The organism is Bacteroides sp. 1_1_30, from assembly GCF_020982715.1.
Taxonomy (GTDB): Bacteria; Bacteroidota; Bacteroidia; order Bacteroidales; family Bacteroidaceae; genus Bacteroides; species Bacteroides xylanisolvens.
In genome coordinates, this window is record NZ_JAJKHN010000085.1 from 1 (window position 1) to 19,334 (window position 19,334).

17 protein-coding genes and 1 pseudogene are annotated in these 19,334 nt (G+C 40.2%); 14 read left to right on the forward strand and 4 right to left on the reverse strand.

Features of this window, described 5'->3' with window-relative positions; translation table 11 throughout:
* The first annotated feature begins 312 nt into the window (after positions 1 to 312).
* The 11 genes from LPH68_RS20675 to LPH68_RS20725 all read left to right on the forward strand — a co-directional run bounded on the left by LPH68_RS20675 (position 313) and on the right by LPH68_RS20725 (position 10,468).
* Positions 313 to 510 carry a hypothetical protein gene (locus tag LPH68_RS20675; RefSeq protein WP_004306485.1) on the forward strand — a complete coding sequence of 66 codons (198 nt, stop codon included), beginning with the start codon at positions 313 to 315 and terminating at the stop codon, positions 508 to 510.
* A gap of 192 nt (positions 511 to 702) precedes the next feature.
* Positions 703 to 1,131 (forward strand): ferritin-like domain-containing protein, encoded by a 429-nt coding sequence (locus LPH68_RS20680; protein ID WP_032851559.1) that lies wholly within the window; start codon positions 703 to 705, stop codon positions 1,129 to 1,131.
* 214 nt (positions 1,132 to 1,345) lie between these two features.
* Positions 1,346 to 1,825 carry a ferritin gene (locus LPH68_RS20685; RefSeq protein WP_004309108.1) on the forward strand — a complete coding sequence of 160 codons (480 nt, stop codon included), beginning with the start codon at positions 1,346 to 1,348 and terminating at the stop codon, positions 1,823 to 1,825.
* 29 nt (positions 1,826 to 1,854) lie between these two features.
* Positions 1,855 to 2,907: a class I fructose-bisphosphate aldolase gene (locus LPH68_RS20690; protein ID WP_151923876.1), complete on the forward strand. Its 1,053-nt coding sequence runs from the start codon at positions 1,855 to 1,857 to the stop codon at positions 2,905 to 2,907.
* A 13-nt stretch (positions 2,908 to 2,920) separates the two neighbouring features.
* A complete protein-coding gene (gene gpmA / locus LPH68_RS20695) occupies positions 2,921 to 3,670 on the forward strand; it encodes a 2,3-diphosphoglycerate-dependent phosphoglycerate mutase (protein ID WP_151923877.1) in 750 nt (249 codons plus the stop codon).
* Positions 3,671 to 3,735: 65 nt separating this feature from the next.
* Positions 3,736 to 4,164, forward strand: coding sequence for an Hsp20/alpha crystallin family protein (locus tag LPH68_RS20700; RefSeq protein WP_004309103.1), 429 nt, complete (start codon positions 3,736 to 3,738; stop codon positions 4,162 to 4,164).
* An 85-nt stretch (positions 4,165 to 4,249) separates the two neighbouring features.
* Positions 4,250 to 4,750: an RNA polymerase sigma factor gene (locus LPH68_RS20705; protein ID WP_008650022.1), complete on the forward strand. Its 501-nt coding sequence runs from the start codon at positions 4,250 to 4,252 to the stop codon at positions 4,748 to 4,750.
* Positions 4,751 to 4,770: 20 nt separating this feature from the next.
* Complete coding sequence (gene pfkA, locus LPH68_RS20710) at positions 4,771 to 5,754, forward strand: 6-phosphofructokinase (protein WP_008777393.1); 984 nt, start codon at positions 4,771 to 4,773, stop codon at positions 5,752 to 5,754.
* 152 nt (positions 5,755 to 5,906) lie between these two features.
* The gene (gene glgP / locus LPH68_RS20715; RefSeq protein ID WP_004326384.1) at positions 5,907 to 8,465 is read left to right on the forward strand and encodes an alpha-glucan family phosphorylase; all 2,559 of its coding nucleotides are present in this window, start codon (positions 5,907 to 5,909) and stop codon (positions 8,463 to 8,465) included.
* A 188-nt stretch (positions 8,466 to 8,653) separates the two neighbouring features.
* Positions 8,654 to 9,424 (forward strand): arginase family protein, encoded by a 771-nt coding sequence (locus LPH68_RS20720; RefSeq protein WP_151923878.1) that lies wholly within the window; start codon positions 8,654 to 8,656, stop codon positions 9,422 to 9,424.
* A 174-nt stretch (positions 9,425 to 9,598) separates the two neighbouring features.
* The gene (locus LPH68_RS20725; RefSeq protein ID WP_151923879.1) at positions 9,599 to 10,468 is read left to right on the forward strand and encodes an urea transporter; all 870 of its coding nucleotides are present in this window, start codon (positions 9,599 to 9,601) and stop codon (positions 10,466 to 10,468) included.
* Positions 10,469 to 10,924: 456 nt separating this feature from the next.
* Here LPH68_RS20725 and LPH68_RS20730 read toward each other — a convergent pair whose 3' ends face one another.
* Positions 10,925 to 11,329 carry a helix-turn-helix domain-containing protein gene (locus LPH68_RS20730; RefSeq protein WP_151923391.1) on the reverse strand — a complete coding sequence of 135 codons (405 nt, stop codon included), beginning with the start codon at positions 11,327 to 11,329 and terminating at the stop codon, positions 10,925 to 10,927.
* 15 nt (positions 11,330 to 11,344) lie between these two features.
* Positions 11,345 to 11,761 (reverse strand): helix-turn-helix domain-containing protein, encoded by a 417-nt coding sequence (locus tag LPH68_RS20735; protein WP_015531339.1) that lies wholly within the window; start codon positions 11,759 to 11,761, stop codon positions 11,345 to 11,347.
* Between the two features lie 534 nt (positions 11,762 to 12,295).
* Between LPH68_RS20735 and LPH68_RS20740 the strand changes: the two genes are divergently transcribed.
* Together LPH68_RS20740 and LPH68_RS20745 are read left to right on the forward strand one after the other, a co-directional pair.
* On the forward strand, positions 12,296 to 15,382 hold the full coding sequence (locus tag LPH68_RS20740; protein ID WP_004299168.1) for a TonB-dependent receptor: 3,087 nt from the start codon (positions 12,296 to 12,298) through the stop codon (positions 15,380 to 15,382).
* Positions 15,383 to 15,397: 15 nt separating this feature from the next.
* A pseudogene (locus LPH68_RS20745) lies at positions 15,398 to 17,236 on the forward strand (RagB/SusD family nutrient uptake outer membrane protein).
* 261 nt (positions 17,237 to 17,497) lie between these two features.
* On the opposite strand, the gene LPH68_RS20750 reads toward LPH68_RS20745, so the two are convergent.
* On the reverse strand, positions 17,498 to 17,788 hold the full coding sequence (locus LPH68_RS20750; protein ID WP_007763218.1) for a hypothetical protein: 291 nt from the start codon (positions 17,786 to 17,788) through the stop codon (positions 17,498 to 17,500).
* Positions 17,789 to 17,932: 144 nt separating this feature from the next.
* On the opposite strand from LPH68_RS20750, the gene LPH68_RS20755 reads away from it, so the two are divergent.
* A complete protein-coding gene (locus LPH68_RS20755) occupies positions 17,933 to 18,175 on the forward strand; it encodes a hypothetical protein (RefSeq protein ID WP_007763215.1) in 243 nt (80 codons plus the stop codon).
* 408 nt (positions 18,176 to 18,583) lie between these two features.
* On the opposite strand, the gene LPH68_RS20760 is transcribed toward LPH68_RS20755, so the two are convergent.
* Positions 18,584 to 19,288: a helix-turn-helix transcriptional regulator gene (locus LPH68_RS20760; protein WP_230297109.1), complete on the reverse strand. Its 705-nt coding sequence runs from the start codon at positions 19,286 to 19,288 to the stop codon at positions 18,584 to 18,586.
* Positions 19,289 to 19,334: the final 46 nt, after the last annotated feature.

The following is a 19,334-nucleotide window of genomic DNA, read 5'->3' on the forward strand; positions in this document are numbered from 1 at the left end:
TATATAGGCGTGGGGCTTTGTGTATTATATGTTGTTGAGTATGGGGATACTTCTGAACGGTAATACCAAAGTTCCCACGCTTAACTTTATATATAAACACAGCTCCAGGGAACAGAGTTGACTAGAAGATAAACATTATGAAAGCAACTTGTTCTAAAAGTAAGACGACTGTCTCGACCGGTTTCTGTTCTTCGTTTGTTACTGTCTTTAGTGAAATTCTTATTCTGTTTATTTCCATTCCTGTTTTTTTCAAGACACACAATCACTATCTTACAAATTACATGCCAACATATTTTTCTGAGACCTTCCTCCATGATAGCCAATAATAGCGGTTCCTCTCACCATACAGAAAAAGACCTTTGGTTACAAGTTCTCGCTTTGGCAAAGGAAATACAGGACTGTAAGTCTTATCTGTATCCTAAGACCTTGGAATCTATATATGATAATATTGTAAGAATAGAAAAATTGTTGGATATTTTATTGATTATCACTCGTGGAAGTGACAAATAGACATTATTATTCCGCCTTATGCGACAATTTATCCAATGCAGTAAAAATGTCGCATCATTAAACTATCGTTAAAAGTTTCATTTTTATAGATTACCTCTATGAAATGGAATTTTTATATACCAAGAAACGTACGCAATCAGTTATGTAACCTTAATGTTCAGAATAATGATAGATAAACGAATAGAAAGTACCATGAATGAATTGATCAACGCAGAAATATGGTCAACCAACTTATACCTGTCTTTACAGGTTTATTTTGAAAGTGAACAACTCCCGATACTGAGCTCCTGGCTAAATACCCAGGCTCAGGATAATATGAACAAAGTCTATCAAATGATGAGCTGGATATATCATAATGGAGGATGCGTTGCAATTAATGAGATAAAACGGGATGTGCAAAAATGGCAAGCTCCAGTAAGTGCCTTAAACGAATTGATTGAACATGAACGATATATGTCCCGCCTAGTCTCCATACTCCTCATACTATGCCGAAACGTGGATGCGTCCTCTAATTCTTTCATCAACAGGCTGTATTCAGACCGAATATATCTAAGTACGGCCCTTTTGGAATTATTACGTATTCTTGCCCAAGAAAATGTGCGGAGACTACCTTATTTCTAACAGTATGTCCCTCCATTTAACATCTCATAATATTAAAGATTATATAACCTTGTATGGTCTACTTTTTGCAACATAATAAACAATAATAAAATAGATCATGAATATTTTATTAATAGGATAACCCGGTTTTATCGACATTTTGGGACAAGTTTATGCTTGTTTCAAGATAAGAGAGAATATTAAATTATTATTAACTCTAAAAATTTAAATCATTATGAGTGAGAAATTACAAAATGCTTTGAATGAACAAATCACAGCAGAATTATGGTCTGCCAACTTGTATCTGTCTATGTCTTTCTATCTAAAAAAAGAAGGTTTTTCAGGTATGGCCAACTGGATGCGGAAACAATCTGCAAAAGAAGTGGGACATGCGTGCACCATTGCCGAGTATATGGTTAAACGTGAGGCGACACCGAAAGTAGACAAAGTGGATGTAGTTCCACAAGGATGGGGAAATTCTTTGGAAGTTTTTGAACATGCCTTGGAACATGAAAAGCATATCTCCAAGTTGATTGACGAATTGGTATACTTAGCTTCAGAAGAAAAGGATAATGCCACACAGGATTTTCTGTGGAAATTTGTCCGGGAACAAGTAGAGGAAGAAGCCGGTGTACAGAATATTGTAAACCTGTTAAAGAAAGCCGGAGATAGTGGTATCCTTTTCATAGATGCTAAATTGGATGGATGCAAATAATAAACCTGAATAGTTAAAAGATAAATGATATGAGCAAAACAGTAGATATATTAGGTGGGCAGGCTGAATACTACCTAAACCATACATGCAAGACAATAGATAAACAACTGATTCATATTCCGGGTCCGGATATAGTAGATAAGGTATGGATAAATTCGGACAGAAACATTCGGACATTGGAGAGTTTGCAAACTTTATATGGACATGGACGTTTAGCGAATACCGGCTATGTATCCATCCTACCTGTAGACCAGGGTATAGAGCATTCTGCTGGGGCATCTTTCGCTCCCAATCCACTTTATTTTGATCCGGAGAACATCGTAAAATTGGCTATTGAAGGAGGATGTAATGCCGTAGCATCTACATTCGGCGTATTAGGCGCCGTAGCACGGAAATACGCCCATAAAATTCCATTCATCGTCAAATTGAATCATAACGAACTGCTTACTTATCCGAATAGCTATGACCAAGTAATGTTCGGTACAATAAAAGAAGCATGGAATATGGGCGCCATAGCAGTTGGAGCCACTATTTATTTCGGTTCGGAGCAAAGTCGCCGCCAAATAGTGGAAGTATCGCAAGCTTTTGAATATGCTCATGAACTGGGAATGGCTACCATTTTATGGTGTTATTTGAGAAACAGCGGTTTTAAGAAAGACGGAACCGACTATCACGCTGCAGCCGACCTGACAGGCCAAGCCAACCATATCGGAGTAACGATCAAGGCTGACATCGTAAAACAAAAACTTCCGTCCAATAATGGTGGCTTCAAAGCCATCGGCTTCGGAAAAACAAATGAGCGCATGTATACAGAGCTGACAACTGACCACCCGATAGACCTTTGCCGTTATCAGGTAGCTAACGGCTATATGGGACGCGTCGGACTAATCAACTCGGGTGGTGAATCTCATGGAGAATCCGACCTGCATGATGCTGTTGTTACAGCAGTAGTGAACAAACGTGCTGGCGGTATGGGGTTGATTAGTGGTCGGAAAGCCTTCCAAAAACCAATGAAAGATGGGGTCCAGCTATTGAACACCATACAGGATGTATATTTGGATTCTTCAATAACCATTGCATAAAGACAGGTCGTCCATGAAAAGAATAGTATTATTACGTCATGGTGAGAGCCTATGGAACCAAGAAAACCGCTTCACCGGGTGGACAGATGTTGATTTAAGTGAAAAAGGTGTTGTAGAAGCCTGCAAAGCAGGCGATACATTACGAGAAGCCGGATTTTCTTTTGAGATTGCCTGCACTTCTTACTTAAAACGTGCTATAAAAACGCTGGACTACGTTCTGGACCGCCTGAATGAAAGCTGGATTCCCGTCGAAAAGACATGGAGGTTGAATGAGAAACATTACGGCATACTTCAGGGACTTAACAAAAGTGAGACGGCTGCCCAATATGGTGAAGAACAAGTACACACCTGGCGGAGAAGTTATGATATAGCTCCTGCAGCATTGGGAGAGGACGATTCGCGCAATCCGAGTAAAGACATACGTTATGCAGATGTCCCGGATATGGAACTTCCACGTACGGAATCCTTGAAAGATGCCATTGAGCGTGTAATGCCTTATTGGAAATGCATCATCTTTCCCACATTGACATGTAAGGATAACCTGCTGGTAGTTGCCCATGGCAACAGCCTGCGTGGAATCATCAAGCATCTCAAGGAAATATCCGATACAGACATTTCCAACCTGAACCTGCCTACAGCAGTTCCTTACGTTTTTGAATTCGACAACCGGCTGGCTCTTGTCAAAGACTATTTTCTCGGTGATCCGGAAGAGATACGTAAACGGACGGAAGCTGTAGCAAAACAAGGAATGACTAAACAATAAAAGTTCTGTCAAGCAGCCAGACATATTTTCTAAACTTTAATTATTAACTAAAAAAGGAGGTAAAAATGGTACCTACAAAAATGAACCAGAATTGGTTACCAAGTATTTTTAATGATTTCTTTAACAATGAGTGGATGATGAAGGCAAATGCAACAGCCCCCGCTATTAATGTAATTGAAAATGAAAAGGACTATAAAATCCAATTGGCAGCTCCGGGAATGACAAAAAATGACTTCACCGTTAATGTGGATGAAAACAACAATCTAGTAATCTGCATGGAAAAGAAGGAAGAGAAGAATGAGGAGAAAAAAGACAAAAAATACCTACGCCGTGAATTCTCTTATTCCAAATTCCAACAAAGTATCATACTGCCGGACAATGTTGAAAAAGATAAGATTACAGCCAAGGTAGAACATGGGATTCTGTCTATAGATATTCCCAAAACAGTGGACAAAGAAGTTCAGAAGATAACCAGAACTATTGATATCAAATAAGATATCTTAGCTAAACTTTACCCAAGGCGTTCCTTATATTTAGGGGGATGCCTTGATATAAACCTTTGAACCTCAAATCACTATAATGAAAACATTCAATTTTGATGAAGCATTAATAGCTCTGCAAAGTGATCTGCTAGGTTTTGCATATAAATTGACAGCTGACAAACACGATGCTGAGGATTTATTGCAGGAAACAATGTTGAAAGCTCTGGATAATAAGGATAAATTTGATCCTGGAACAAATTTTAAAGGCTGGATGTATATCATTATGCGTAACGCTTTTATAAATAACTACCGGATAAAAAAAAGCCAGGGAGACTTATATATATTATCCGAACCCGACTATCATTTCCTGCTAAGAGATGACTCTTTTGCTTTCATAGACAATAGTCAAGATGCCAAGGAGATAAGGGCAGCCCTTAAAACACTACCTAAAGAACATTACAACGCTTTTATGTTGTATATATCCGGATTCAAATATCGGGAAATAGCTCAAGAAACAGGAGTGTCGCTAGGTACAATAAAAAGCCGTATCTTTCATAGTAGGAAAAAATTAAAGCAGTTACTTTCTGATTTTGTCTAATAATTGTATAAAAATGAATTATGAATAACAAGTATATTGGAATCCTGACTTCCGGAGGGGATGCGTCAGGAATGAATGCAGCGATCCGCGCCGTAACCCGTACCGCCATCTTCAACGGCTTTAAAATAAAGGGAATTTATAGGGGATACGAAGGACTGATTGCCGGTGAAGTAAAGGAACTCACAACAGAAGACGTGAGCAGTATTATTCAAAGGGGAGGTACTATACTGAAAACAGCGCGTTCCGAAGCTTTTACCACTCCGGAAGGACGTAAGAAAGCCTATGAAGTTATACAAAAAGAAAATATCAGTGCACTGATTATTATCGGTGGAGACGGTTCTCTGACGGGAGCCCGTATCTTTGCCGAAGAGTATAACGTGACATGTATAGGACTACCCGGTACGATTGACAATGATTTATATGGTACTGATTTCACCATAGGATACGACACGGCATTAAATACAATTGTTGAATGTGTAGATAAAATAAGAGACACCGCAACCTCACACGACCGCATTTTCTTTGTCGAGGTGATGGGACGTGATGCGGGCTTCCTGGCCCAGAACAGTGCGATTGCTTCAGGGGCTGAAGCTGCCATTATTCCGGAGGACAAAACGGATGTGGACCAGCTGGAGACATTTATCGGACGTGGATTCAGAAAAACAAAAAACAGCAGTATCGTCATTGTGACCGAAAGTCCCCAAAATAAAAATGGAGGTGCCATGTACTATGCCGACCGGGTAAAAAAGGAATATCCTGAATATGATGTAAGAGTTTCCATTCTGGGACATCTGCAACGCGGTGGGGCTCCAAGTGCCAACGACCGTATACTGGCAAGCCGATTAGGAGAAGCAGCCATCCAGGCTCTGATGGAAGACCAACAGAATGTGATGATAGGCATACGGAACAATGAAATTGTCTATGTTCCTTTTGCACAAGCAATCAAAAATGACAAGCCTATTGACAAAAGCCTGATTCGGGTACTTAACGAGCTGTCCATATAAAGTTATTAATTCACCACTGCTTGGAAAGACACTCCGGGAGGCAGACATACCGGACTGTATCATCATCGGGAAACTACAAAGTTTTATCCGGTATGGATAATGCCCTATTATAAAATAAACAAGGAAATATAAACTATTTAATGTACAATGTTATGGAATATCCAAGTTATAATGTAAACACTCCTCAATGGAGGGAAATTACAGTCGGTTCACATCTTCCCATGGAATTGGGAAAACTTGCGGAAATAGCACGTAATCTATGGTGGACATGGAATGATGACGCCAAAAGTATGTATTGCGACCTAGATCCGGAGCTTTGGGAAGAAACGGAGCAAAATCCGATATTGTTCCTGGAGCGGATGAATTATGAGAAGCTGGTAACACTGGCACATGATGAGTTTTTTATCCGCAAGATGAATACCGTCTATACTGCTTTCAAGGAATACATTAATGTAGTTCCAGATCATAAACGTCCGTCAGTAGCCTATTTCAGTATGGAATACGGCTTAGACAAGGTCCTCAAAATATATTCCGGTGGTCTTGGAATACTTGCGGGCGATTACCTGAAAGAGGCATCAGACAGCAACGTTGACCTTTGTGCCGTAGGACTGTTGTACCGTTATGGCTACTTTGACCAGTCTCTTTCCATGGACGGGCAGCAGATTGCCAATTATGAAGCACAGAATTTCGGACAGCTCCCAATCGAAAAAGTGATGCAACCAGATGGAAAACAGCTGGTAATCCACATTCCCTACGCCGACAGCTTTATTGTACATGCCAATGTCTGGAGAGTCAATGTAGGAAGAATCCCCCTTTATCTACTGGACACGGACAATGAACTCAATAGCGAGTTTGACCGTCCAATTACCCACCATCTGTATGGCGGTGACTGGGAGAACCGGCTGAAACAGGAGATTTTACTCGGTATAGGCGGCATGATGACACTGAAAGCTTTGGGTATAGAAAAAGACGTATATCACTGCAATGAAGGCCATGCCGCATTAATCAACATTCAGCGGTTATGTGATTATATAGCCGGTGGTCTGGATTTCGGCCAAGCGATGGAATTAGTACGCGCTTCTTCCCTTTATACCGTACATACACCTGTACCCGCCGGCCATGATTATTTTGACGAGGGACTTTTCAACAAATACATGAAAGGGTATCCCGACAAACTGGGCATAACCTGGAATAACCTGATGGATCTCGGACGCCATAATCCGGGAGACAAAGGAGAACGTTTCTGTATGTCTGTATTCGCCTGTAAAACCAGCCAGGAAGTAAACGGAGTCAGCCTGTTGCATAAAACTGTGTCACAGGAAATGTTCGCTCCTATCTGGAAAGGCTACTTCCCGGAAGAGAATCATGTGGGCTATGTGACTAATGGCGTACATTTCCCTACTTGGTGCGCCACCGAATGGGAAAAGCTTTTCAAAGACAATTTTGATGAGAGCTTTATTCATGACCAGTCCAATCAAAAAATCTGGGAAGCTGTCTACGACATTCCGGACGAAGAAATATGGAATACCCGCCTGAAACTAAAAACCAAACTGATAGATTATATCAAAAGAAAATGCAGCAAAGACTGGCTTAGAAGCCAGATCGATCCGTCATTAACCATTTCCATTTTTGAGAAGTTTAACCCGAATGCCCTTCTGATTGGTTTCGGACGACGTTTTGCTACATATAAAAGGGCGCATCTTTTGTTTACCGATATCGACCGCCTGGCTAAAATAGTGAACAATCCGAAATATCCGGTACAATTCATCTTTACAGGGAAGGCTCATCCCAGTGACGGTGCCGGCCAGGGACTAATCAGGCAGATTGTGGAAATATCCCGGCGTCCTGAATTCCTAGGTAAAATCATATTTCTTGAAAACTATGATATGGATCTGGCAAGACATCTTATCGCAGGGGTGGATATCTGGCTGAACACTCCCACACGTCTGGCCGAAGCCTCAGGCACATCAGGGGAAAAGGCACTGATGAACGGTGTACTTAATTTCTCAGTGTTGGATGGTTGGTGGTATGAAGGCTATTGTAAGGATGCAGGATGGGCGCTGACCGACAAAAGTATCTACCAGAATGAACAATATCAGAACCAGCTGGACGCCGAAGCAATTTACTATCTATTGGAGCATGACATTCTTCCTGCATATTATGAACATGGAGATAAGGAGTATTCGGAAAACTGGATTAAGTACATCAAGAATTCAATCGCACAAATAGCTCCCCGTTTTACCATGAAAAGGCAACTGGACGATTACTATGAGAAATTCTATATCAAACTGTCGGAGCATTTCCACATTCTCTCTGCTGACAATAATGCAAAAGCCAAAATGATATCTGACTGGAAAACCGCTGTCCGAAACAGGTGGGATTCCATTGAAATCAAATCCATAAAAGCCGGAAACGGGTTGGATGCGACAATCGAAGCCGGAAAGGAATATGAAGTAACAGTTGTTGTCGATGAGAAAGGTCTGGATGATGCAATTGGAATTGAATTGGTCATTATTCAGCATGAAAGTGGTCAAGATCATATCTATGAAGTCATACCTCTTCCACTAGTTTCCAAAGACGGGAATCTATATACCTTCAAGGGGACATCTCAAATTTTTAATGCCGGAAGTTTCAAACAGGCTTTCCGCATGTATCCCAAAAATAATCTATTACCACATAGACAAGATTTTTGTTACGTCCGATGGTTTTAAAAAAAAGGGAGGTGTGTCATAATGAATAATAAAACGCAAATTATCGCAGAAATAATTTCATAAATCGTTGATTAATATATAAATATAATTGAAATAATCTGCGATAATTTGCGTTAATCTGCGTTTTGACACACTCCGCTTTTATACATGACAAGTTTCAAAGGTTATTCAATAAAAGATAAAGAACAATGAAACCGAACATTATTCTTATGAATTTCACTCATGTCTATGAGCAGGAAAGATTTATAAACGACATCCATTTCCAGTGGATAGATTGTACCGACCTAAACGGAACCAACTGCTACTGTGATGCAGAAGCAGCCAAAGTCATTAGACAAAGAATGGCCCCCTACTTACCTGAAGGAATACATTTCATTGATTCCGGTAACTATCATTATATCAGTAAATTTTGGACGGATAAAATAAAGACCCCATTCTCACTAGTTGTCTTTGATCATCATCCAGATATGCAACCTTCCTTATTTGACAATCTAATGTCATGCGGATGTTGGGTGAAAAGAGTATTGGATACAAATCCTTATCTTCAAAAAGTATGTATCGTCGGTGCTGCTGAAAAGTTGATCAAAGCACTGCATCCCAATTATGGAGAAAAATTAAAGTTTTATAGCGAAACAGAACTTTCTCACGAAGAAGGATGGAACAGATTCTCTCATGAACATCTGAATGAGCCTGTCTATATATCAGTGGACAAAGATGTATTGGACATAAAATCAGCAGTAACCAATTGGGATCAGGGTTCCCTATCACTGACCGAATTGGAGAAACTCCTCTCCATCATTCTAAAAAAAGAAGAAATTATCGGAGTAGATATCTGCGGTGAATGTTCCAGTTCTTTGGATGTTTTCCAAAAAAACAGAGAACTTTCAATTAACAGTAAGGCCAATAAGGAACTATTAAATCTATTCCTGTCCAATCAAAACGAGATTCATCCCCTATAAGTAAATCATTAACATAGTCATGAATATTATGCTTAGCACAATAATTAGTGAATTGACCGTACATGATAATTCCACATCTCTTTACACTTTTCTAATTCTCCATCTCTTAATATTGCTATTTTCAATAGAAGGTTGTACTTTTGTCATCATTTTATCAGTCAATCTTTTATACAAATGGTCTTTATACACAATTTATTACTTATTCTGGGACGTGGAATAGGACAAGTGATGTTTCAGAATAATGCGTTATCCGGATTATTCATGCTAATTGGAATATTTCTAAACTCATGGCAAATGGGAATACTAGCAGTCTGCGGTAATATAATAAGTACACTGACAGCCCATTTTTCGGGATATAAGTATGATGATATTAAAAATGGATTATACGGATTTAATGGAACTTTAGTAGGTATAGCAGTTGGCGTATTTCTACAATTATCGGTAGGAAGTTTAATCATGTTGATTATCGCTTCGGCCCTTTCCACATGGATTGCCTATTTTTTTAATCAGCAACGTTTAATTCCTGGCTTTACTGCTCCTTTCATTCTTGCTGTATGGGGAATGTTGGGAGTTTGCAGCTGGCTTATACCAGATTTACTATCAGTTTCCTATACGGTTATTGATACCACACAGAATATTAATTATTTCCAAGCCTTCTGCTTAGGTATAGGGCAAGTCATGTTTCAGGGAAATACAATTCTATCCGGATTATGTTTCCTTATAGGCATTTTGATTAATTCTCGAAAGGCAAGTCTCTATACTATCTTGGGAGCACTTCTTCCTATTCCCCTAGCCATTTTACTTGAAGTGGATACTACATACTTAAATGCCGGTCTAATGGGATATAATGGCGTATTATGTGCCATAGCTTTAGGAGGAACGAGCTGGAAAAATGGCGTATGGGCAGGATGCTCTGTCTTACTGTCCACCGTATTACAGATTCTAGGAATGAGTTTGGGTATCACTACCTTAACCGCTCCCTTTGTTATATCTGTATGGATCATACTAATGATACAAAAAGTAATAAGGACGCAGAATAACTAAATTAGCCTTCAAATAAAATTTTGTGATATTTTTTTCAAAGAAAAAGATATTATCTTGTCACCCGAAATAATTGCCTTTGTGTTATGAACACTACACCATAATGCAGTAAACTTAAAAATAGTATCCAAACTCCTTGAATTAAAAAGAGTTTGGATACCTCAACATTTACAGTAGAAAATATTATTTATAAAGTTTCAATCAGATCTTAGTTATGCTTACAACATAAAGGTGATAACTACCCATATAAACAACAGACAGAAGTGTATCACATAATTATGATAACATCATCTCATATCTTTTCACCCACAATCAGCAGCAATTTTTCATTTTCCCCTCTTAAAAACTTAATTTCTTCTTTCAACCAATCTATTTCCTTATTTTTTGAAGAAATCAATTCAGCTATCATTGCATTAGGAGTATAATTACGACTGATAAAATTCAATATCTTGGAGATATTTATTTCTTCTCTTTTTTTAAAGTTTCAAATTGCTCCTTTTGTTTATCCAACAGATTTTCGAAAATCTCAATTACCTGTTCAACAGGGAAACTATTAAAGGTCTGATTATTACCTGTATTACTGACAGCACTTTTAACACCGCAATTCTCGTAGAAGTTATTCGTATTATACAAGATTGTCTCTTCATTAAAATTCTTCAGGCCATCTACAGTAACGCCTAATGCTGAAGCAATCTCGCCTAATCGTTCATCGTCAAACTTCTCTGTTTGTTCTATTTTCGAAACAGCCTGTTTCGTTATACCTAACAAATCACCGAGTTCCGCTTGAGTCATTCCCCGAAGCCGACGCACCCGTTCAATTTTTCTTCCCAGATGAATCGTATTTGTGTACTTTTCCGTTTCCATATTCCAGTCTGTTGATTATTTTCCCTGCTTTATGCACTCTCTTAGAATCTCTATTTTCTCCTGTTCACTTTTCAACAAGCGTTCATACAGTTCAACCACCTTTTCAAGAGGATTAATCTGTTGGTTATGAGCATAAACAGTAGCAATTGCTCCCGGAGAAATGGTAGCATCTTTATAATTATTAATATTACAAATGGCTTTTTCAACATCAAAATCCTTGATGACATCAGTAGATATTCCCAAGACTTCAGCTATTTTGGTTAACAGTCCATCCTCTATTTCATCTTGTTTCTCTATTTTCGAGATCTCCTGTTGACTAACACCCAGATCAGAAGCCAACGCTTCCTGTTTCATACCTAGATATACACGGATTCTTTGCAGATTGCGACCGACATGCCTTTGATTCACCTTGTCTTTTACTTTAATATCCATATCATTGTTGCTTTAGTAAATACATTGAGACAAAGATAATGAAAATAAAATTCGCAACTACATATCGCCCTTTGAAAAAGACAGCTTTCTATCTGTTTCTCTTTTGAATATAACCTAATTAGATCTATTTTATCCCAGTCTTTATCATTCTTATCTATTTCTAAAACTTTACTACTGTAAAGTTTACGACGGGTAAAGGTTTAATCAACAACAATATTACTTTATAAAATCAAATATACAACAGGTAGTAAGAAACAACTCAGTTCTGATAAAAGTCAACTCTATATTTTTCAATCCCCAGTTCTATATGCATAATTTTGCCCTGTCAGTTTTTAGCTGACATGAATCGTGGCGCCACATTTAAAACAGTGCAGAAGGATGTGCAATTGACATTCTGAACAATTATCATTTAACCAATAAAATCTAATAGCCTATGGGGTAAGTAAAATCATTACAATCGAAACATAGCTTTAAATCATCCGGAAATTTAGCTATCCAAAAACAAATTAGTAAACATACAATTAAACAAAAAGCATGAAATCATTTTCTGATAAAACAAACATAGGGGAGAATAATCCCCTAAAGACTGTTTATAGAATGAATTTTTACCTATTATTCCTATTAATAGGTTCATTGTCGATACTTGGATCAACACGGGCTTATTGCCAACAGAGCAGAACGATCTCGGGTATAGTGAAAAACTCTCAAGGAGAGACGATTATCGGAGCGAATATCGTTGAAAAAGGTACCAGTAACGGGACGATTACGAATGTAGACGGACTGTTCACACTGCGCATAGCGCCCAATGCAGTATTAAAGGTATCTTATATGGGATACACAGAGCAGGAAGTCAATACACGCAACAAGAACAAGCTGGAAATCATACTGACGGAAGATGCCAGATTGATTGATGAAGTAGTGGTGGTAGGATACGGATCGGTCAAAAAACGGGATTTGACGGGGGCAGTAACCTCCGTCAAAAGTGCGGAAGTACTGGCCGCCCCTACCAATAATGTGATGGAAGCCCTTCAAGGCAAGATACCCGGAATGGATATCACCAAAACTTCGGGACAGGTAGGAGGTGATGTCACTATTCTGTTACGTGGTTCACGATCTATTTATGGCAGCAACGAACCGTTGTTTATTATCGATGGAATCCCCGGCAGTTATAGCCAGGTCAGCCCGTCGGACATCGAGAGTGTAGATGTGTTGAAAGATGCTTCTTCCACCGCCATTTATGGTTCCGCAGGAGCAAACGGCGTTGTAATCATCACCACCAAAAGAGGAAAAGAGGGAAAAGCGACCGTAAACTTCGATGCTTATTACGGATTCAGCGGTTCACCCAACTACAGACATGGGATGACGCGGGATGAATGGGTCACCTACCAGCAAGAAGCCTATAAATATAAAAACGGTGACTATCCAACCGATATGTCCGCCCTACTGGGGAAACAGGATTTTATAGATGCATACAACGACGGCAAATGGATAGACTGGATAGATGAAGTGTCGGGCAACACGGCTACCACACAGAAATACAGTCTTTCGGTCAGCAGTGGCACTGAAAAAACAAAATTATTTGCTTCGACTTCCTACAACCGGGAAGAAGGTTTACTTAATAACGAAAATCTGAACAGATATTCGTTACGCCTCAACCTGGATCAGCAGATATTTTCATGGGCAAAGGTGGGCTTTACCTCCAATTTAGTCTACCGGGACTTGAACTCCGGCGTGAAAAACACATTCACCAAATCTCTCTCCGCCATCCCGTTGGGTGATGCTTATACCGAAAAAGGGGAGATCAATCACGAATACATCACGGGACAATATTCCCCGATGAGTGATTTTATAGAGAACCAGTATGTAGACAACACGCGTTCTACCTACCTGAACATGAGTGGCTATGTCGAACTAACTCCCATCAAAGACCTGACTTTTACCAGTCGTGTCAATGGTACGTTGAATCACTCACGCCGCGGGCAATACTGGGGAGAGAAGTGCAATGCCAACCGTCCGTCTTATGCAGGTTCACCGCATGCTTCCATCACCAACAACAATGCCTGGAATTACACTTGGGAAAATATTCTCGCATACAACACAACCATCGCCAAAGACCATAATCTGGGAGGTTCACTGATTACTTCCTGGAATAAGAACCAGTCGGAAAGCAGCATGGCTGCCGCCAGCGGTCAGATGGTAGATCAATGGTCTTTCTGGCGACTGACATCGGGCACTTCCCAACATGTGGAATCCGACTTCGCACAGACACAGAAAATGTCTTTTGCCTTCCGTCTGAACTATTCATACAAAGGCAAATACCTATTTAATTTCTCTACCCGTTGGGACGGTGTTTCACAATTTTCTACCGGACATAAATGGGATGCTTTCCCCGCAGGTGCACTGGCGTGGAGAATATCAGACGAGGCATTTATGGAAAAGACACGTAGTTGGCTGGACAACCTGAAATTGAGAGTGAGCTACGGCATCACGGGTAACTCGGGAGGAACCACCGCATACAGCACCACAACACAAGCATACGTATATACCGCTTCGGGAATTTCCATTAATGGGAAGATTGTTCCTTTCACGCAATACTCCGGTACTTACGGTAGTTCCGATCTCGGCTGGGAGAAGTCATACAACTGGAATGTGGGGTTGGATTTCGGTATCCTGAACGGTCGCATTGACGGATCGATAGAATGGTTCAAGACAACCACCAAAGGATTATTATTCAAACGTACATTGCCCATCACCAGCGGTCTGACCGGATGGGGATCGCCTCTGGCTATCTGGCAGAACATCGCCCAGACCAGTAACCAAGGTGTGGAAGCAACGATCACTTCGCACAACATACGGCACAAGGATTTCACCTGGAACACTACTTTATCCATCACCTGGAACAAGGAACAAATAGACGATCTGCCTGACGGTGATCTGATCGCCGAAAACCTGTTTGTCGGTGAACCGATTAAAGCTATTTACGGATATAAATATACCGGAATCTGGGGAACCGATACTCCACAGGAAACATTGGATGCCTACGGCGTAAAACCCGGATTCATCAAGATAGAAACCTTAGACCAAAAAGGTGATGGAGGTGTACATAAATACAGTACGGAAGACCGGCAAATTCTAGGACATTCCAATCCGGACTGGATCATCGGATTCAGCAATTCCTTCACCTACAAAAATTTTGATTTATCCGTCTTTGCCATGGCGCGTTACGGACAGACAATCAACAGTGACCTGCTCGGTTATTATACTGCCGAACAGAGCGTAACCAAAAATCAACTGGCAGGCGTAGACTACTGGACAGAGGATAATCAAGGAGCCTATTTCCCCCGTCCCGGAACGGGAGACGAACAAAAAACCGTATATCCTTCATTAAGAGTGCGCGATGGCTCCTTCATTAAGATTAAAAATATCACGCTGGGATATACACTACCCGTCAATATTTCCCGCAAAGTTTTAATGGAGAAATGCCGTATTTATGCCACAGCCTACAATCCGTTCATCTTCGTAAAAGATAAGCAGTTGAAAGATACTGATCCCGAAACCAACGGTTCGGATGCATTTCCTACCTACCGGCAATTTGTTTTTGGCGTTAATTTGACATTCTAACAAAAGATTATAATCATGAAAAGGATATATATAAAATTCATATTTTGCAGTGTGCTGTTCTCGGCCTTATCTCTACATTCCTGCACCTTGGAGGAATACAACCCGGGCGCATTTACCAAAGAGGCTTTGGCTACTTCCATCGATGGATATGAAACCCTGATTAACCAGTGTTATTTTGCTATGGAAAGGTTTTACTACGGTTCTGCGGACTGGATGTCACTGACTGAAGGCGACACCGATCTTTGGACGTATAAAGCCAACGAATCAACAAGTTACACACAGTGGTTCTGGTTTTTCGCAGGAACATCACCCAATACGACTTACACTAACAATTGGTGGAACGGGACGTACGACGGTGTGGGAGCCTGTAACGAAGCTATCGCATAAGGAGACAAACCTCCTTACACCACGGAAGAGGAGCGGAATGCCAAGATTGCGGAAGCCCGTTTTCTTAGAGCTGTCTATTATTTCAATGCAGTGGAACAATTCGGAGCAGTGACGATGCTCACAGAACCGATAACAGCGGAAACACTGACTTACTCACCCACCCGTACCGATCCGATGACTATCTACCAGGAAGTAATCCTGCCCGATTTAAGATTCGCATCCGAATGGTTGCCAACAGGTACGCATGCAACTACTACCACCCCGACAAAGAAAGCCGCTCTCGGTTTTCTGGCTAAAGCCTGCTTGCAGACGTACGAATATGGAAGCACCGAATATTTGCAGGAAGCTCTGGATACAGCCAAGAAATTGATTACCGATTGCGAAACTGGCGGTGGAAAATACAATACGTATATGTATCCATCGTATAGCGAAGTGTTTAAAGAGAGCAATAACTGGGAAAACAAGGAAGCTCTCTGGAAACATCGCTGGTATGCAGGAGCAGACGGTCACGGATCAAGCAACGGAAACTACAAGTTGAACCGCAACGACGAATACTTCTTATGCAATATCAATAAATTCGGTGCACGTGAAGACAATCAGGAAACACGCCTTACTTGGGAAGGCTCAATTACCGGTATCTTTATGCCCACACAGCATTTGTTGAGTTTGTATGTACAGAAAGACGGAACATTGGACCCCAGATTTCATGAATCGTTCACTACTGAATGGAACGCAAACAAGAATTACACGTGGGATGAAAGTGCCGTACACATGTATGACAAAGAAGAAACCGTCATTGGCAAAGCTCTGAATAAAGGTGACTTAGCCATTAAGTTTATCATGCCACAGGACATTGATTATGCTACAGAAAAGCAAAAAGAACATATTTCTGATTACTTGCTGATTGATTATCACCATGTATATAGTAATGACAATAATAACGTGAACATGAATTATGCTTATACAAACGTCACAGGCAATTACAAGGATGACGGCACAAACGAGAACCAGTTCCGCTACTATTATCCGTCACTGAATAAGCATAACAGCAGTAATTATTATGTAACCAATGCTTCCAAACAGAGAAACGGTAATCTGAATGCGACATTTATCATGCGTATGGCAGAAGTTTATTTGATTGCGGCAGAAGCTGATATTTACCTGAATGGTGGCGCAAATGCAGCCGGTTATATCAACAAGGTTCGTGAACGTGCCGGAGCAAATCCACTTACAGGGAGTATTACAGTACGTGATATCTTAGACGAAAGAGGCCGTGAACTTTGCGGAGAATATTGCCGCTTCTACGACTTGAAACGGACAGGAATGTTTAAGAACTCGGAGTATCTGGAGAATACTCATCCGGACTTAGCACAATTCTTTCACCCGAATTATGCATTACGTCCCATTTCAACTACATTTACTGCAACAATCACCAATGGCAGCGAGTATCAAAATCCGGGATATTAAGTAAAAATTTCAATATGTACAGGTATTATGGAATCAATCTTGGCACCTATGGGGCATAGAACGAAGCGTTTTTTTTATTGGTCGGTGAAAATGGGCGGAAGACTTTGAAAACCAATAGGTTTAGACATGGCATGGGAAATGGACAAAATATTTCGAAGCGGTTTCCTTTTACATGATTTTTACATGGCTTTTACAAAAATGGGGGATATTCCGTAAATAAGCGAGCTATATCTTTACATTCAGTTCAAGAATGGTGATTTTTTATATCTTTGGAAGATACTTTGCCTTACGAATCATCTTATCAAGCAAATCAAGGTGCTGAATATATTTAAATATCATTTCTTCATTACCTGCTGGGGATTTAGAAAGGCGTTCCAGCTCTTTTGTAAGAGACTTACGTATTCTTATATAAGCAGTTGCAGGATAATCTTTTACCCATTGGTTGATTGTCACTCTGGAGACTTGAAGTATATTAGCTATTTCTTGCTGAGTGTATTTCCCGGACAGAAATAGCTTCTGAAATTCTTTTTTCTTGCCTGATAATGCGTCCATATAGCTCTTTTTATGCAAAATTACATCATATTTCCGTAAAAGTAGCCTAATATCATATTATTTATAATTCATTCCTATTTTAGTATTTATAAATTCTTCCAAATAAGCATTATTTGGTATATTTGTAGCATAATAGAAACGAATATGGCAAAAGTGATTCATGTGCATTTGCTGCATAAAATAGACGGGACGAAGCAGAAAGATTGGTATTTCAGCAGTATATCGGCTGTTTATACAGTTCTGACGGCAGATCAGGTGGGGGCAACCAAGAATTACCTGCTTCATGCCGGGCTGTCTGGTAACGGCACAATATGCACGAAAAAGGCTATAATTAAGCAATCTACGCTCATTTCGGGCGGTAGTAAGGGCAATATTGGAACGATATAGTAACGCCGTTAGAAAGGCTTGTAGGCGTTATTTCTTTGAATGCTGATTGGGGGGCTTATGGCTCCCCTTTTTTATGCCCTTACGGGTGGTAATTTGGGGTTTAGGGTTACTATTACGGTTACTGTTTAGGGTTACTACTTCGATGAGTTTAGGGTTACTTTTAGGGTTACTTTTTCGCTTTTTGGATGGTTCGCCCGAAATAGGAAAGAATGTAGCAAATGTAAATAAGTGTCGCTTTTCCCTGTTTTCAGATAGGAAAAACGACACTCGTTTGTGTGACATACCTTATTATAATAAGATAAATCCTTTGATTTACAGTGTATTTACGAGCTTACTTCAGGTAAATTCCTTCAAAAGTGTGTGCGTGCGTCCTTTTTTATCCTTCTGTAGGAGGCATGCGTGTACCATTTAGAAGAACTTGCTGATACTTCCGATTACTTCAAAGACATTGATGATGCGTGATTTGTCGAATTCCTGTTCATCGTAGTCATTGGTGTTGATGGGGATGAAGCGCAGCTTGTCCGGATTTGGCGACCTGCGGAGGATTTTAATGGTGCGGATGGTATCCAGCACCACTGCATAGATTTCGCCATACTGGATGTCGTTGAGTGTGCATTGGTGCAGGGCAATGATGTCGCCATGGTTTATTTTGGGTTCCATGGAGTGCCCGGTGACATTGCACCAGAGGCTGGCTTTCTCGAATCCCCTTATTACAATGTTAGTGGCGGGTATATTCACCTGAGAGTTGAACACCTCATCGAATCCCCCGATAAAGTCCACGTCGTAGTATGGTGTGCCGATGGACGGGTTCATGGATGTGGTAGGCATGAACGAAGAATCGGCTTCGTCTATTGTTTTAATGCCGTTCAAATCATCTTTCAACATGCTTCCTGCACCAGTAAGTAACCAATCGGCAGATAATTCTGGATAGGCTAATAGAATTTTTTCAATATTCATTGAGCTCATACCTTTGCCAGACACCTTTGCTTTCCCAATAAGTCCAACAGAAAGACCAGCATTGACAGTCATTTGATTGTCATTTATGCCCTTTTTCTCCATGAAATATTGAAGTCTTTCTATAAAATTCATGCCTTTATATTGATTTTCTTCCATATTTAGTTTGATACATTGAAATAATTCTATATATTTGCAGCGTGTT